The following is a 13,828-nucleotide window of genomic DNA, read 5'->3' as shown; positions in this document are numbered from 1 at the left end:
GACAAAGTGTTCATTTTTCGGCGTTATCGCCGTTGACTGATTGAAATGACGCGGGCTTTCAGGCATAAAGCCGAAAAGTTAAAGAGAAGATAAGACAACTGGCAGGGTGACCCAACGCGTCGCCGAGGAGTAGCCGTGCATTACCAACCTAAACAAGATCTACTGCAAAATCGCATTATTCTGGTCACTGGCGCCAGTGATGGCATTGGTCGCGAAGCCGCGCTCACCTACGCGCGCTACGGCGCAAACGTTATTTTGCTGGGTCGAAATGAAGAAAAACTGCGTCAGGTCGCACAGACTGTCGCCGAAGATACAGGCGCATTGCCACAGTGGTTTACGCTGGATCTACTGACCTGCACCGCTGAAGAGTGCCACCAGTTAGGCCAGCGGATTGCGGCGCACTATCCACGACTGGATGGCGTTCTGCATAACGCCGGGTTACTGGGCGATATCTGCCCAATGAGCGAACAAAATCCGCACGTCTGGCAGGATGTTATGCAGGTTAACGTCAATGCGACATTCATGCTGACTCAGGCGCTGCTTCCTTTATTACTTAAATCCGACGCCGGTTCGCTGGTCTTTACCTCATCAAGCGTCGGTCGTCAGGGACGCGCCAACTGGGGCGCTTACGCCACCTCTAAATTCGCCACCGAAGGCATGATGCAGGTACTGGCAGACGAATACCAGAACCACCCCTTACGTGTAAATTGCATCAACCCAGGCGGCACGCGCACGAGTATGCGCGCCAGCGCCTTCCCTACGGAAGATCCACAGAAGTTAAAAACGCCCGCCGATATCATGCCCCTCTATTTGTGGCTGATGGGCGACGACAGCCGCCGTAAAACCGGTATGACTTTTGATGCCCAGCCGGGCCGTAAACCAGGAATCGCCCAATGACTGAAGAACGCTATCAACAACGCCAGCAGCGTGTGAAAGACCGGGTCGACGCCCGCGTTGCGGCGGCGCAGGACGAACGCGGCATCATCATCGTGTTTACCGGCAACGGTAAAGGCAAAACCACGGCGGCATTCGGCACCGCAACGCGCGCCGTCGGCCACGGTAAAAAAGTGGGCGTGGTGCAGTTCATTAAAGGCACATGGCCTAACGGCGAGCGCAATCTGCTGGAGCCCCACGGCGTGGAATTTCAGGTGATGGCGACCGGGTTCACCTGGGAAACGCAAAATCGCGAAACCGACACCGCAGCCTGTATGGCTGTCTGGGAACATGGCAAACGTATGCTGGCGGACCCAACGTTGGATATGGTCGTGCTGGATGAACTGACCTACATGGTGGCGTATGACTATCTGCCGCTTGAAGAGGTCATCAATGCCTTAAATGCCCGTCCGCAGAATCAGACGGTGATTATTACCGGTCGCGGTTGTCATCGCGATATTCTGGAACTGGCCGACACGGTCAGCGAGCTGCGTCCGGTCAAACATGCTTTTGAAGCGGGCGTGAAGGCCCAGATGGGAATTGATTATTAGGAAACGGTGCCGGATGACGGCGTAAACGCTTTATCCGGCCTACAGGCAAAACGTAGGCCCGGTAAGCGTAAGCGCCACCGGGCATTCAGCATCAACCGTTGTTGTTACGACCGCCTGAACGACGACCGCCGCCAACCTGGCTGTGACGCTTCACCGCACGGCGAATCTGGTTCGCCTTCATACGACGTCGGTCTTTCTCGACGGCCACTTTGGAGGTGGTTTCCGGCGCCAGCTGCACCAGTTCACGCAGATAGTTGGTCTGCGCCAGATCCAGTTCAGTCCAGCCACCGCGCGGCAGCCCTTTCGGCAATGGAATATCGCCATAGCGCACGCGGATCAGTCGGCTAACCTGCACGCCAACCGCTTCCCACAGACGACGTACCTCACGGTTACGCCCTTCGGTCAGCGTGACGTTGTACCACTGGTTAATGCCCTCACCACCGCTGAATTTGATGGTCTTAAACGCCGCCGGGCCATCTTCCAGTTGAACGCCACGACTCAGGTCACGCAGCTTGGCGTCATCAACCTGACCAAATACGCGCACGGCGTATTCACGCTCAACTTCACGACTCGGGTGCATCAGACGGTTCGCCAGTTCGCCATCCGTCGTGAACAACAGCAAACCGCAGGTATTCACATCCAGACGACCTACGGCAATCCAGCGTGCGCCGCGCAGTTTCGGTAAGCGATCAAAAACGGTAGGACGACCTTCCGGGTCGTTACGGGTACACAGCTCACCTTCTGGTTTGTAATAGGCCAGAACGCGACAAATTTGTTCCGCAGACTCTTTCACCGAGATCAGATGACCGTCGATACGGATTTTCAGACCCGGCGTGATTTCAACGCGATCGCCAAGCGTGGCGATTTTGCCGTCAACGCTTACGCGGCCTGCTTCAATAATGGATTCAATTTCACGGCGAGAACCGTGGCCAGCGCGAGCCAGCACTTTTTGTAACTTTTCGCTCATAGAGCTTCCTTCAGGTGTCGCCTTCACAGGCGTCGAACAGGAGAATCAACGGCGCTTTACAGCGCCATTTTAAGGCCGCGTAGTATACAGAGTTGCGCCCTTATAAGAAAGGTTTAACGTCACCAACGCCTTCGCGCAAGACAACCGGGGAATCATCGGTTAAATCAATCACCGTGGTCGGTTGCTGGCCGAGGTAACCGCCATGAATGATCAAATCGACCTGTTTTTCCAGGCGGTCTTTGATCTCTTCCGGGTCGGACTCGGTAAATTCGCTGCCGGGCAGCATCAGCGAGGTGGAGAGCATCGGTTCGCCCAGCGCTTCCAGCAGTGCCAGCGCGATCGGGTTCGACGGCACGCGCAGACCGATGGTTTTCCGTTTTTCCTGTAACAGGCGGCGCGGCACGTCTTTCGTTCCCTTCAGGATAAAAGTGTAGTTGCCCGGCGTATTGTTTTTAATTAAGCGAAAGGCGACGTTATCGACAAACGAATAGGTCGATAACTCAGACAGATCCCGACACATCAGCGTGAAGTTATGCCCGTCCGGCAGGTGGCGAATGCGGCAGATGCGCTCCATCGCCCCTTTATCTTCGATTTTACAACCCAGCGCATAGCCGGAATCGGTTGGATAAACAATCACCCCACCTTTACGCACAATTTCAACCGCCTGATTGATCAGCCGTTGTTGCGGGTTTTCAGGATGAATATAAAAAAACTGGCTCATACTTCCCTCACTGTGGTGTTTGTGGCTCTTCCCACAGCTGCCATACGCCTTCGACGCCTGCTGGCAGCCAGAGCTTGCGACCCAGTTCAATCCACGGGCACGGCTGATGAAAATCAGAGCCTTGTGATGCCCATAAATGGTGCTGGCGCGCATAGGTCGCCAGTTGGGTTCGCTCATTGGGCGACTGCTGGCATTGCGCCACTTCCATCGCATCACCGCGATGCAGCGCAAAATACGCAATCAACCTTTTCAGCCACTTAGCGCTAAGGTCGTAGCGGCCCGGATGGGCCAATACTGCCTTACCGCCAGAATGATGAATCACATCAATAGCTTGTTCTATTGTACACCACTGTGGCGGAACGTATCCGGTTTTCCCACGCGCAAGGTATTTTTTAAAAACATCGGCAATGCTCCCGGCTTTGCCGCACTCCACCAGAAAACGGGCGAAATGCCCGCGCGTCACGGCCCCACCGTCGGCAAGCCGCAAAGCGCCTTCCCACGCCCCTGGAATATGCGCTTTCTCCAGACGCTCGGCAATCAGACGCGCACGCTGCTGACGACGTTCGGTTTGCTCCGCCAGGAACGCGCACATCGCCGGATGCGCAATGTCGATATTCAGACCCACAATATGGATCTCATGATTTTCCCAGACAGTTGAAATTTCCACGCCAGGAATCAGGTTCAGGGCAAGCCCGGAACGTGAAATTTCTTCTCTTGCCGCCGGAATAGCGGCTGTGGTGTCATGATCGGTGATCGCCAGTGTGCCGACTCGCATCTCTACCGCACGATGTACTAACGCTTCTGGCGTTAACCGACCATCGGACGCCGTTGTATGACTGTGCAGGTCGTAAATCACTGCGTAATTCGTGTCGCTCAAGGCGGCTCCCGTCTTAATAAATGTTCTTTCACAAACATCATAACGGTTCCGGCAAATATACTGAAATCAGGTGTTGACTTTATTTCATCGAACTAGTTAACTAGTACGCAAGTTCACATGAAGAAGGTATCTGAGATGAAAGCAACATTCGTACTGCACGGTTGGTGGCGCACTTCCTGATTTCGGGCAGTGTATGACGTCTGCAATAAGCAACCAGATACCCGGCCCGCCAGATGAGCGGGCTTTTTTTTGAACAGAATGAATGAGAATAACGATGCAAATACAAAAACCAACACTCGAATTGCTTTCCTGCAATGCCGCCTACCGTGAGAACCCGACGGCGTTGTTCCATCAGGTTTGTGGCGACCGCCCGGCAACGCTGCTGCTGGAATCTGCTGATATCGACAGTAAAAATGATCTGAAAAGCCTGCTGTTGGTCGATAGCGCGCTGCGCATTACCGCTTTGGGTGACACTGTCACTATCGAAGCGTTAACGGATAACGGTGCATCCCTGCTCCCGCTGCTGGATGCCGCGCTGCCTGCGGGCGTTGAAAATGCAGCGCAGCCCGGCAGCCGGAAGCTGCGCTTTCCCGCAGTAAGCCCGCTGTTAGATGAGGATGCGCGTCTGTGTTCGCTGTCGGTATTTGACGCATTCCGTCTGTTGCAGAACCTGGTGAATGTGCCTGCTGAAGAGCGCGAAGCCATGTTTTTCGGCGGTTTGTTTGCCTATGACCTGGTGGCGGGATTTGAAGCGTTACCGCAACTGGAAGCCGGTAATCGCTGCCCGGATTACTGTTTCTATCTGGCGGAAACGCTGATGGTGATTGACCATCAGAAGAAAAGCACCCGTATTCAGGCAAGCCTCTTTACCGATAATGAAGCGGAAAAACAGCGTCTGACGGCGCGCCTCGCGCAGCTGACGCAGCAATTAACCGAACCCGCGCCGCCGTTGCCCGTTACGCCAGTGCCGCAAATGCGCTGCGAATGCAGCCAGAGCGACGAAGAGTTTGGCGCCGTTGTGCGTACCATGCAGAAAGCGATTCGCGCAGGAGAGATTTTCCAGGTGGTGCCTTCCCGCCGCTTCTCATTACCCTGCCCGTCACCGCTGGCGGCCTATTACGTACTGAAAAAGAGCAACCCAAGTCCATACATGTTCTTTATGCAGGATAACGATTTCACCCTGTTTGGCGCCTCCCCGGAAAGCTCGCTGAAGTACGACGCGACCAGTCGCCAGATTGAGATATACCCCATCGCCGGCACGCGCCCGCGCGGTCGCCGTGCCGATGGCTCGCTGGATCGCGATCTCGACAGCCGCATTGAGCTGGAGATGCGCACCGACCATAAAGAGCTGTCTGAACACCTGATGCTGGTCGATCTGGCGCGTAATGATCTGGCGCGCATTTGTACTCCCGGCAGCCGCTACGTTGCCGACCTGACGAAAGTCGATCGTTATTCGTTCGTTATGCACCTGGTGTCCCGCGTGGTGGGTGAATTACGCAGCGATCTGGATGTGCTGCATGCTTATCGCGCCTGTATGAATATGGGCACGCTGAGCGGCGCGCCAAAAGTTCGCGCCATGCAGCTTATCGCCGGTGCCGAAGGGCGTCGTCGCGGCAGTTATGGCGGTGCGGTGGGCTACTTCACCGCGCATGGCGATCTTGATACCTGCATTGTGATTCGCTCTGCTCTGGTAGAAGACGGCATCGCCACCGTGCAGGCCGGTGCCGGAATCGTGCTGGATTCTGTTCCGCAGTCTGAAGCCGACGAAACCCGTAATAAAGCGCGCGCGGTTCTGCGTGCTATTGCCACCGCGCACCATGCACAGGAGATTTTCTAATGGCTGACATTCTGCTGCTCGATAACATCGACTCTTTTACTTACAACCTGGCAGATCAGCTACGGGCCAACGGCCACAATGTGGTGATTTACCGTAACCATATCCCGGCGCAGACCTTAATCGACCGTCTTGCGACGATGAAAAACCCGGTGCTGATGCTTTCTCCAGGGCCAGGCGTCCCCAGCGAAGCCGGTTGTATGCCGGAGTTGTTGACCCGTCTGCGCGGCAAGCTGCCCATTATCGGCATCTGCCTCGGACACCAGGCGATTGTTGAAGCCTACGGTGGCTACGTCGGTCAGGCGGGCGAGATTCTCCACGGCAAAGCGTCGAGCATTGAACATGACGGACAGGCGATGTTTGCCGGTCTGGTGAACCCGCTGCCGGTTGCTCGTTATCACTCTCTGGTGGGCAGCAACGTGCCTGCGGGGCTGACGATTAACGCCCATTTTAACGGCATGGTGATGGCGGTACGTCACGACACGGATCGCGTCTGTGGTTTTCAGTTCCACCCGGAGTCCATTCTTACTACGCAAGGTGCGCTGTTGCTGGAACAAACGCTGGCCTGGGCGCAACAAAAACTGGAGCCGACCAATACGCTGCAACCGATTCTGGAAAAATTGTACCAGGCGCAAACCATGACCCAGCAGGAAAGCCACCAGCTTTTCTCTGCCGTGGTCCGTGGCGAACTGAAGCCAGAACAACTGGCGGCGGCGCTGGTCAGTATGAAAGTGCGTGGCGAACATCCGAATGAAATCGCTGGCGCCGCTACCGCGCTGCTGGAAAATGCCGCGCCGTTCCCGCGCCCGGACTATCTGTTTGCCGATATTGTCGGCACCGGCGGTGACGGCAGCAACAGCATCAATATTTCCACCGCCAGCGCCTTTGTGGCGGCGGCCTGTGGACTGAAGGTGGCCAAACATGGCAACCGCAGCGTTTCCAGTAAATCCGGTTCGTCCGATCTGCTGGCGGCATTCGGTATCAATCTGGATATGAACGCCGATAAATCGCGTCAGGCGCTGGACGACCTGGGCGTCTGCTTCCTGTTCGCACCGAAATACCATACAGGTTTCCGTCATGCGATGCCGGTTCGCCAGCAGCTTAAAACCCGCACCTTGTTCAATGTGCTGGGGCCGCTGATCAACCCGGCTCACCCGCCGCTGGCGCTGATTGGCGTCTACAGCCCGGAGCTGGTACTGCCCATTGCCGAAACCCTGCGGGTACTGGGTTATCAGCGTGCGGCGGTGGTTCACAGCGGCGGTATGGATGAAGTGTCGCTGCATGCGCCAACCATTGTGGCTGAACTGCACGACGGCGAAATCAAGAGCTACCAGCTCACGGCGGAAGACTTCGGCCTCACCCCGTATCACCAGGAACAGCTGGCAGGCGGCACGCCGGAAGAAAACCGTGACATTCTCACCCGCTTGTTACAAGGTAAAGGTGAAGCCGCTCACGAGGCCGCTGTCGCTGCGAATGTCGCCATGTTAATGCGCCTGCATGGTAAGGAAGATTTAAAGGCCAATGCGCAAACTGTGATTGATGTACTGCGCAGTGGCGCAGCTTATGACCGGGTTACCGCACTGGCGGCAAGAGGGTAAATAATGCAAACCGTTTTAGCGAAAATCGTCGCGGATAAGGCGATCTGGGTAGAAGCCCGTAAACAACAACAACCGTTAGCCAGTTTCCAGAATGAGGTTCAGCCAAGTGCCCGCCATTTCTATGATGCGCTGCAAGGCACGCGTACCGCATTTATTCTGGAGTGTAAAAAAGCGTCCCCCTCCAAAGGGGTGATTCGTGATGACTTCGACCCCGCGCAGATTGCCGGTGTTTATAAACATTACGCGTCGGCGATTTCCGTTCTGACCGATGAGAAATATTTCCAGGGGAGTTTTGACTTTCTCACTGTTGTCAGTCGTATCGCGCCGCAGCCGGTTCTGTGTAAGGACTTCATCATCGATCCTTACCAAATCTATCTGGCGCGTTACTACCAGGCCGATGCCTGTCTGCTGATGCTCTCCGTACTGGATGACGAGCAATATCGCCAGCTTTCCGCCGTCGCCCACAGTCTGAAAATGGGCGTGCTGACGGAAGTCAGTAACGAAGAAGAACTGGAGCGCGCCATCGCGCTGGGTGCGAAAGTCGTCGGCATTAATAACCGCGACCTGCGCGATCTGTCGATTGACCTTAACCGTACCCGTCAGCTTGCGCCAAAACTGGGGCACGGCGTGACCGTGATCAGCGAGTCCGGGATTAATACCTATGCACAGGTGCGCGAGCTAAGCCACTTCGCTAACGGTTTCCTGATCGGTTCTGCATTGATGTCCCATGCCGATCTGCACGCCGCCGTGCGTCGCGTGTTGCTTGGCGAGAACAAAGTCTGCGGCCTGACGCGCGGGCAGGATGCAAAAGCCGCTTACGAAGCGGGCGCCATTTATGGCGGGCTGATTTTTGTTCCCTCGTCGCCTCGCGTCGTAAATCTCGACCAGGCGCGCGAGGTGATAGCCGCCGCCCCCCTGCAATATGTCGGCGTATTCCGCAATACCGCTATCACCGAGGTATGTGAAAAAGCGACCACCTTGTCGCTCAAGGCCGTGCAACTGCATGGCAGCGAAGACCAGGCTTATGTCGATGCTCTGCGCGCTGCATTACCGGAACAGGTACAAATCTGGAAAGCGCTTAGCGTGGGCGACACACTGCCTGCTCGTGATTACCAGCACGTTGATAAGTACGTTCTTGATAACGGCCAGGGCGGCAGCGGCCAACGTTTTGACTGGTCGTTATTGAACGGTGAAACGCTGGACAACGTATTGCTGGCGGGCGGATTAGGCGCAGACAACTGCGTGGAAGCGGCAAAAACCGGCTGTGCCGGTCTCGATTTTAATTCTGGTGTAGAGTCACAGCCGGGCATCAAAGATGCACACCTTCTGGCCTCGGTCTTTCAGACACTGCGCGCATATTAAGGAAGAAAACATGACAACATTACTCAATCCCTACTTTGGTGAATTTGGCGGCATGTATGTCCCGCAGATTCTGATGCCTGCCCTGCGCCAGCTGGAAGAAGCGTTCGTCAGCGCGCAGAAAGATCCGCAGTTTCAGGCCCAGTTTGCCGATCTGCTGAAGAACTATGCAGGCCGTCCAACCGCGCTGACCAAATGCCAGAATATCACCGCCGGCACCAAAACCACGCTGTATCTGAAGCGTGAAGATTTACTGCACGGCGGCGCGCACAAAACAAACCAGGTACTGGGTCAGGCGCTGCTGGCGAAACGCATGGGTAAAACAGAGATTATCGCCGAAACGGGCGCAGGTCAGCATGGCGTGGCTTCCGCGCTCGCCAGCGCCCTGCTCGGTTTGAAATGCCGTATCTATATGGGCGCAAAAGACGTCGAGCGTCAATCGCCAAACGTCTTTCGTATGCGACTGATGGGCGCGGAAGTGATCCCTGTACACAGCGGCTCCGCCACCCTGAAAGACGCCTGCAACGAAGCGCTTCGCGACTGGTCCGGCAGCTATGAATCCGCGCACTATATGCTCGGAACTGCGGCAGGCCCGCACCCGTTCCCGACCATCGTCCGTGAATTTCAGCGCATGATCGGGGAAGAGACGAAAGCGCAGATCCTCGAAAAAGAAGGTCGTCTGCCGGATGCCGTGATTGCCTGCGTGGGCGGCGGCTCCAACGCAATCGGCATGTTTGCGGACTTCATCAACGAAACCAGCGTGGGTTTGATTGGCGTCGAACCTGGTGGCCACGGGATTGAAACAGGCGAGCACGGCGCGCCGCTGAAGCACGGCCGCGTAGGCATCTATTTCGGCATGAAAGCGCCGATGATGCAAACCGAAGAAGGGCAAATTGAAGAGTCCTACTCCATTTCCGCCGGGCTGGATTTCCCGTCCGTTGGGCCGCAGCACGCGTATCTGAACAGCATTGGTCGCGCCGATTATGTGTCGATCACCGATGATGAAGCGCTGGAAGCCTTTAAAACGCTCTGTCTGCATGAAGGGATTATCCCGGCGCTGGAGTCGTCCCACGCCCTGGCTCACGCCCTGAAAATGATGCGTGAAAATCCAGAAAAAGAACAGTTGCTGGTCGTTAACCTTTCCGGTCGCGGCGACAAAGACATTTTCACCGTACACGATATTCTGAAAGCGCGAGGGGAAATCTGATGGAACGCTATGAAAACCTGTTTGCACAGCTGAAGGATCGCAAGGAAGGCGCATTTGTCCCCTTCGTGACCCTGGGCGATCCTTCCGTTGAACAGTCACTGAACATTATTGATACGCTGATTGAAGCCGGCGCCGACGCCCTTGAACTCGGCATTCCGTTCTCCGATCCGCTGGCAGACGGGCCGACCATCCAGGAAGCCACGCTGCGCGCGTTTGCCGCAGGCGTAACGCCTACGCAATGCTTTGAGATGCTGGCGCTGATTCGTCAGAAACACCCGACGATTCCGATTGGTCTGCTGATGTACGCCAACCTGGTGTTCAGCAAAGGGATCGCCGAATTCTACGCGCAGTGCGAGAAAGTCGGCGTGGATTCCGTACTGGTGGCGGATGTGCCTGTTGAGGAGTCTGCGCCCTTCCGTCAGGCGGCATTACGCTACAACGTGGCGCCGATTTTCATCTGCCCGCCCAATGCCGATGACGAGCTGTTGCGCCAGATAGCCTCTTATGGACGCGGCTATACCTATCTGCTTTCGCGGGCAGGCGTGACGGGCGCAGAAAACCGCGCCGCATTACCGCTGCATCATCTGGTGGAAAAACTGAAAGAGTATAACGCCGCGCCCCCGTTGCAGGGCTTTGGCATCTCTTCCCCGGAACAGGTTACAGGTGCCATTGAAGCCGGCGCCGCCGGGGCGATTTCCGGGTCAGCAATCGTTAAGCTCATTGAGAAAAACGTCGCAAACCCCGGGCAGATGCTGACCGAGCTGAAAGCGTTTGTCACGGCAATGAAAGCCGCGACCCGCGCATAATATTGCTCAGGCAACAGGCCCGATAATGCCATGCTTATCGGGCCAATCCCGTCATTCCCTCACCTGCTTCATTTTGTACATTTCGTTATCCGCATCCTGAATAGCCGTATCCAGATCGCGGGTTACTTCTGCGACGCCCCATGACACCGACAGCGGTACAACATGACCATCAACCATAAATGCATAATCATTTATCTGGCCGGTTATCCGCTCCGCGATGGCTATCGCGTCACCGATCTGCGCACGGTAAAGCAAAATAACGAACTCATCGCCGCCGGTACGAATCACCAGGTCATGACTGGTGCGGGTGTTAGAGAGCATTCTGTTGGCGATGATTTGCAACGCCCGGTCTCCCGCCACATGCCCCCAGGTGTCGTTGATGGTTTTAAACTTATTACAATCCAGCAGCACCACGCAGCTGCGCGTTAAGTCCCTGCGCTTCACAATATCAAGGATCTTGCGGTTAAAGCAGCCCGTCAGCGAGTCGATATACACCTTCAGGTCGCTCGCGTTCAGCCAGTATTTTAAGCCGAGGAAGATCAGGATAAAGAAGAATGGCGCCAGCAGAATCGCAATCCCGGCCTGCGTGTCGTATCTGACGAACCGATGCAGAGAGAGCGAGGAATGGAACGCATATTTTGCAGACATTGCGCGGATGGACTCCCCGGCGACAGGCTGGCAATCACCGCTCAGGCAGAGACTTTCCTGCGTGGGCGTATGCACCAGAGCCACATTAAGGCCGGGTGGAATATGATGTTCAAAGGCCTCCGTCAGCGCCTCCTGTAGCTCAGGTTTAGAATGGTCATACACCAGATACGCAACGATATGATCGGAGATCTCTTTTCCAGAAAGATCGTAAATATAACTGACTACGCTGTACGCTTTTTCATTCGTGATTTTGTCCGTATAAAAGTCCGTTGAACTGAGCGACTTGGATTTGACATTCTTTTGCAGCAGACGCGTATAAAAGCCCACGGGCGGTAAGAAAAAGTCGGTGATATCGCCCGCCATTTTAGAGTCGCTAAAATAGAAGGGTTTTGCATCTGCTGGCGTGAACCAATAAAAATAGCTGGCATCTTTGGCGATAATGTAGCGATGCGCGGCATAATTCCCCGGATTAAGGGTGTTCATCCGATCCCGAATAAACTCCGCCGCCGCAAACATACATAAAGCGTTAATATTGGGCTGACGGGAAACAATAGTGCCCGTTGCGGAATGGATCCGCGCCCGGTCGGCATTGATTCCCCATGAATCCGCATCTCTGGGGGAAAACCTTGAGAGGTTGCCGCACTGCCCGGCATTTTTGATCTGGTGATAGCGAACCCCTGTCGCATCGGCGATGAGTTCGTTATCGTTGAAAATATCCATCATCCGCGTTTGCAGACGACTCATCCCTTCATTCACAACGGCCTGTCGTTGTTCGTAAATAATAAAGAGATACAGTGAAGTAAAAAGTAAAGTGATAAGCGCTGACATCAACAACGCCTGGCTATTTCTTAGGCTGTCCTGAACAATCTTCACTGAGGCACCTTAAGCCTGAATCGCGGGGCCGAATACGTTAGTAGATTTTGCTGATACAGTACAGTTTTCAGTGATTAATCATCTCCTTCAATCGGGTATCCCGCCCTGCGAATAGCCTCACGGCAGTCACTGACGCCAGCGGCGTACCCAGCTTCAATCTCACAAACCGGACTCGAACTGCAATAAGGTAAACGGACGGGCGTAGTAATATTCTCTTCCAGCGCATCAATCTTATGCATTGCATCCAGCAGCATACGCAGCGCCTGTAAAGTGAACTCAGCCTCTTCATCTCTGACTATCGATTCCAGGGTCGCGATTTTTTGTTGCAGAAGGGCTTGAGTTACTATCATCGTCAATGCTCTCAAAACAGGCTTGTTTCAAAGATAGCATCTCAGGGAGAGGTATGATGTTGAAATCAGCAGAATATAAAAAGCGGGCTGTATGACAGCCCGCTTTTTAGATGGGTCACATAAACTCAGAAACGATAACCGGCAGAGAACATAAATACCCACGGGTCGAGGCGGACGCTGTCATGCTGCTGGGCACCACCGAGTTTATAGCTTGCGGTAGTATCGATATCCATATACCAGACCGACATGTTAATTAACCAGTCCCGGTTAATCAGGTAATCCATACCCACCTGCCCGGCCATTCCCCAGGAATCCTTCAGACTCAGATCGGACAACCCTGTCTCTTTACCATTGTTGTTGAAACCTTCGTCAAAGAAGGTGGTGTAGTTTACACCTGCGCCAATATAAGGACGCAGTTTGCTACTGGCGTCGCCAAAGTACCACTGCGCCATTAATGTCGGCGGCAGGTGACGCACGGTAGCGATATCACCGGTATCCCCTGTCCCAATTTTATGACGGAACGGCGTCGCCGCCAGCAGTTCAATACCAATGTTGTCGGTTGCCATATAAGTAAAAGTCAAACCGAGTTGCGTATTGTTACTGACGTCAAAACCGTTCAGATGCCCCAGCGTTCCGCCTGCCCCTTCCGTCGGTCTCACGGTCGCCGAGCCCGCACGGATAAAAAACTCACCGCTCTCATGCGCAAGCGCACTACCAGAGAGAAGAGTACTTACTGCCAGGGCTGCCACTGTTAACTTTTTCATATCCGCTCCATCGTTATGGTTATAAATGCGTCACGAATATACCTACAATGGAGTAATAAGTGATCCAATACAGATCACATTAGGCCCTGTAATTTAACCTTTATTGATCCAGATTAATTTAGAACTTGCATCTAAAATCCTGGTTAAAGCCGTTTGAATCAAATTTTCCGAATTTTAGTGATAAATGGCTTTTTTCAACCAGGCGGATGGATTGTAAAAGAGAGGACGGCTGGCGCTTTCGCAGCCAAAATTACCCGCGCTTTACAAAGATATGCTTTTCCATACACCCCGTGATGCTGCCACTGTAGAGTTATCCAGGGTACAATTGCCCGCAAATTAA

The 13,828-nt window shown here is 54.5% G+C and carries 13 protein-coding genes, 2 pseudogenes and 1 other annotated feature; of the genes and pseudogenes, 9 read left to right on the top strand and 6 right to left on the bottom strand.

Annotated elements, in window-relative coordinates:
• Positions 1-135 precede the first annotated feature (135 nt).
• On the top strand, positions 136-897 hold the full coding sequence (locus OGV67_RS09845) for a YciK family oxidoreductase (protein WP_047463540.1): 762 nt from the start codon (positions 136-138) through the stop codon (positions 895-897).
• Positions 894-1,484 (top strand): cob(I)yrinic acid a,c-diamide adenosyltransferase, encoded by a 591-nt coding sequence (gene cobO, locus OGV67_RS09840; RefSeq protein WP_012132224.1) that lies wholly within the window; start codon positions 894-896, stop codon positions 1,482-1,484. Before OGV67_RS09845 ends, cobO begins: the two co-directional genes overlap by 4 nt.
• Positions 1,485-1,575: 91 nt before the next feature.
• Here cobO and rluB read toward each other — a convergent pair whose 3' ends face one another.
• The 3 genes and pseudogenes from rluB to rnm form a co-directional block, all read right to left on the bottom strand.
• Positions 1,576-2,451 (bottom strand): 23S rRNA pseudouridine(2605) synthase RluB, encoded by an 876-nt coding sequence (gene rluB, locus OGV67_RS09835; RefSeq protein WP_012132223.1) that lies wholly within the window; start codon positions 2,449-2,451, stop codon positions 1,576-1,578.
• Between the two features lie 100 nt (positions 2,452-2,551).
• Positions 2,552-3,172, bottom strand: a complete 621-nt coding sequence (locus tag OGV67_RS09830; protein ID WP_012132222.1) for an L-threonylcarbamoyladenylate synthase — start codon at positions 3,170-3,172, stop codon at positions 2,552-2,554.
• Positions 3,169-4,049: pseudogene (gene rnm / locus OGV67_RS09825) on the bottom strand (RNase RNM). Before rnm ends, OGV67_RS09830 begins: the two are co-directional and overlap by 4 nt.
• Positions 4,050-4,184: 135 nt before the next feature.
• Here rnm and trpL point away from each other — a divergent pair.
• From trpL to trpA, 6 genes are all read left to right on the top strand, one after another.
• Positions 4,185-4,229, top strand: a complete 45-nt coding sequence (trpL, locus tag OGV67_RS09820) for a trp operon leader peptide (protein WP_012905981.1) — start codon at positions 4,185-4,187, stop codon at positions 4,227-4,229.
• Positions 4,206-4,300, top strand: a sequence feature (Trp leader region). Its footprint overlaps the gene before it by 24 nt.
• 23 nt (positions 4,301-4,323) lie before the next feature.
• On the top strand, positions 4,324-5,886 hold the full coding sequence (locus tag OGV67_RS09815; RefSeq protein ID WP_047463534.1) for an anthranilate synthase component 1: 1,563 nt from the start codon (positions 4,324-4,326) through the stop codon (positions 5,884-5,886).
• Positions 5,886-7,481, top strand: a complete 1,596-nt coding sequence (gene trpD / locus OGV67_RS09810; RefSeq protein ID WP_012132219.1) for a bifunctional anthranilate synthase glutamate amidotransferase component TrpG/anthranilate phosphoribosyltransferase TrpD — start codon at positions 5,886-5,888, stop codon at positions 7,479-7,481. Before OGV67_RS09815 ends, trpD begins: the two co-directional genes overlap by 1 nt.
• 3 nt (positions 7,482-7,484) lie before the next feature.
• Positions 7,485-8,843, top strand: coding sequence for a bifunctional indole-3-glycerol-phosphate synthase TrpC/phosphoribosylanthranilate isomerase TrpF (gene trpCF / locus OGV67_RS09805; protein ID WP_115609271.1), 1,359 nt, complete (start codon positions 7,485-7,487; stop codon positions 8,841-8,843).
• 10 nt (positions 8,844-8,853) lie between these two features.
• Complete coding sequence (gene trpB, locus OGV67_RS09800) at positions 8,854-10,047, top strand: tryptophan synthase subunit beta (protein WP_012132217.1); 1,194 nt, start codon at positions 8,854-8,856, stop codon at positions 10,045-10,047.
• Complete coding sequence (trpA, locus tag OGV67_RS09795) at positions 10,047-10,853, top strand: tryptophan synthase subunit alpha (RefSeq protein WP_115614755.1); 807 nt, start codon at positions 10,047-10,049, stop codon at positions 10,851-10,853. The genes trpB and trpA overlap by 1 nt, the downstream gene beginning before the upstream one ends.
• Positions 10,854-10,904: 51 nt before the next feature.
• Here the strand turns inward: trpA and OGV67_RS09790 are convergent, their stop codons facing one another.
• The 3 genes from OGV67_RS09790 to ompW all read right to left on the bottom strand — a co-directional run bounded on the left by OGV67_RS09790 (position 10,905) and on the right by ompW (position 13,488).
• A complete protein-coding gene (locus tag OGV67_RS09790; protein ID WP_200003524.1) occupies positions 10,905-12,374 on the bottom strand; it encodes a GGDEF domain-containing protein in 1,470 nt (489 codons plus the stop codon).
• 74 nt (positions 12,375-12,448) lie between these two features.
• Positions 12,449-12,724: a hypothetical protein gene (locus OGV67_RS09785; RefSeq protein ID WP_110494199.1), complete on the bottom strand. Its 276-nt coding sequence runs from the start codon at positions 12,722-12,724 to the stop codon at positions 12,449-12,451.
• A 125-nt stretch (positions 12,725-12,849) separates the two neighbouring features.
• On the bottom strand, positions 12,850-13,488 hold the full coding sequence (gene ompW, locus OGV67_RS09780) for an outer membrane protein OmpW (RefSeq protein ID WP_047463524.1): 639 nt from the start codon (positions 13,486-13,488) through the stop codon (positions 12,850-12,852).
• 250 nt (positions 13,489-13,738) lie between these two features.
• On the opposite strand from ompW, the pseudogene OGV67_RS09775 reads away from it, so the two are divergent.
• Positions 13,739-13,828 (top strand): annotated as a pseudogene (locus tag OGV67_RS09775) (YkgJ family cysteine cluster protein); the annotation flags it as partial.

The sequence above is a fragment of the Citrobacter sp. CK188 genome (assembly GCF_030333525.1).
GTDB lineage: Bacteria > Pseudomonadota > Gammaproteobacteria > Enterobacterales > Enterobacteriaceae > Citrobacter_B > Citrobacter_B koseri.
The sequence above is the reverse complement of the archived record's forward strand: the minus strand, read 5'-3'. Positions and strand labels throughout refer to the sequence as shown.

Coding starts and splice junctions, on each gene's coding strand:
- OGV67_RS09785 (WP_110494199.1), bottom strand. CDS start 12,724: ATGATAGTAACTCAAGCCCTTCTGCAACAAAAAATCGCGACCCTGGAA.
- OGV67_RS09815 (WP_047463534.1), top strand. CDS start 4,324: ATGCAAATACAAAAACCAACACTCGAATTGCTTTCCTGCAATGCCGCC.
- ompW (WP_047463524.1), bottom strand. CDS start 13,488: ATGAAAAAGTTAACAGTGGCAGCCCTGGCAGTAAGTACTCTTCTCTCT.
- trpB (WP_012132217.1), top strand. CDS start 8,854: ATGACAACATTACTCAATCCCTACTTTGGTGAATTTGGCGGCATGTAT.
- trpA (WP_115614755.1), top strand. CDS start 10,047: ATGGAACGCTATGAAAACCTGTTTGCACAGCTGAAGGATCGCAAGGAA.
- cobO (WP_012132224.1), top strand. CDS start 894: ATGACTGAAGAACGCTATCAACAACGCCAGCAGCGTGTGAAAGACCGG.
- rluB (WP_012132223.1), bottom strand. CDS start 2,451: ATGAGCGAAAAGTTACAAAAAGTGCTGGCTCGCGCTGGCCACGGTTCT.
- trpCF (WP_115609271.1), top strand. CDS start 7,485: ATGCAAACCGTTTTAGCGAAAATCGTCGCGGATAAGGCGATCTGGGTA.
- trpD (WP_012132219.1), top strand. CDS start 5,886: ATGGCTGACATTCTGCTGCTCGATAACATCGACTCTTTTACTTACAAC.
- OGV67_RS09830 (WP_012132222.1), bottom strand. CDS start 3,172: ATGAGCCAGTTTTTTTATATTCATCCTGAAAACCCGCAACAACGGCTG.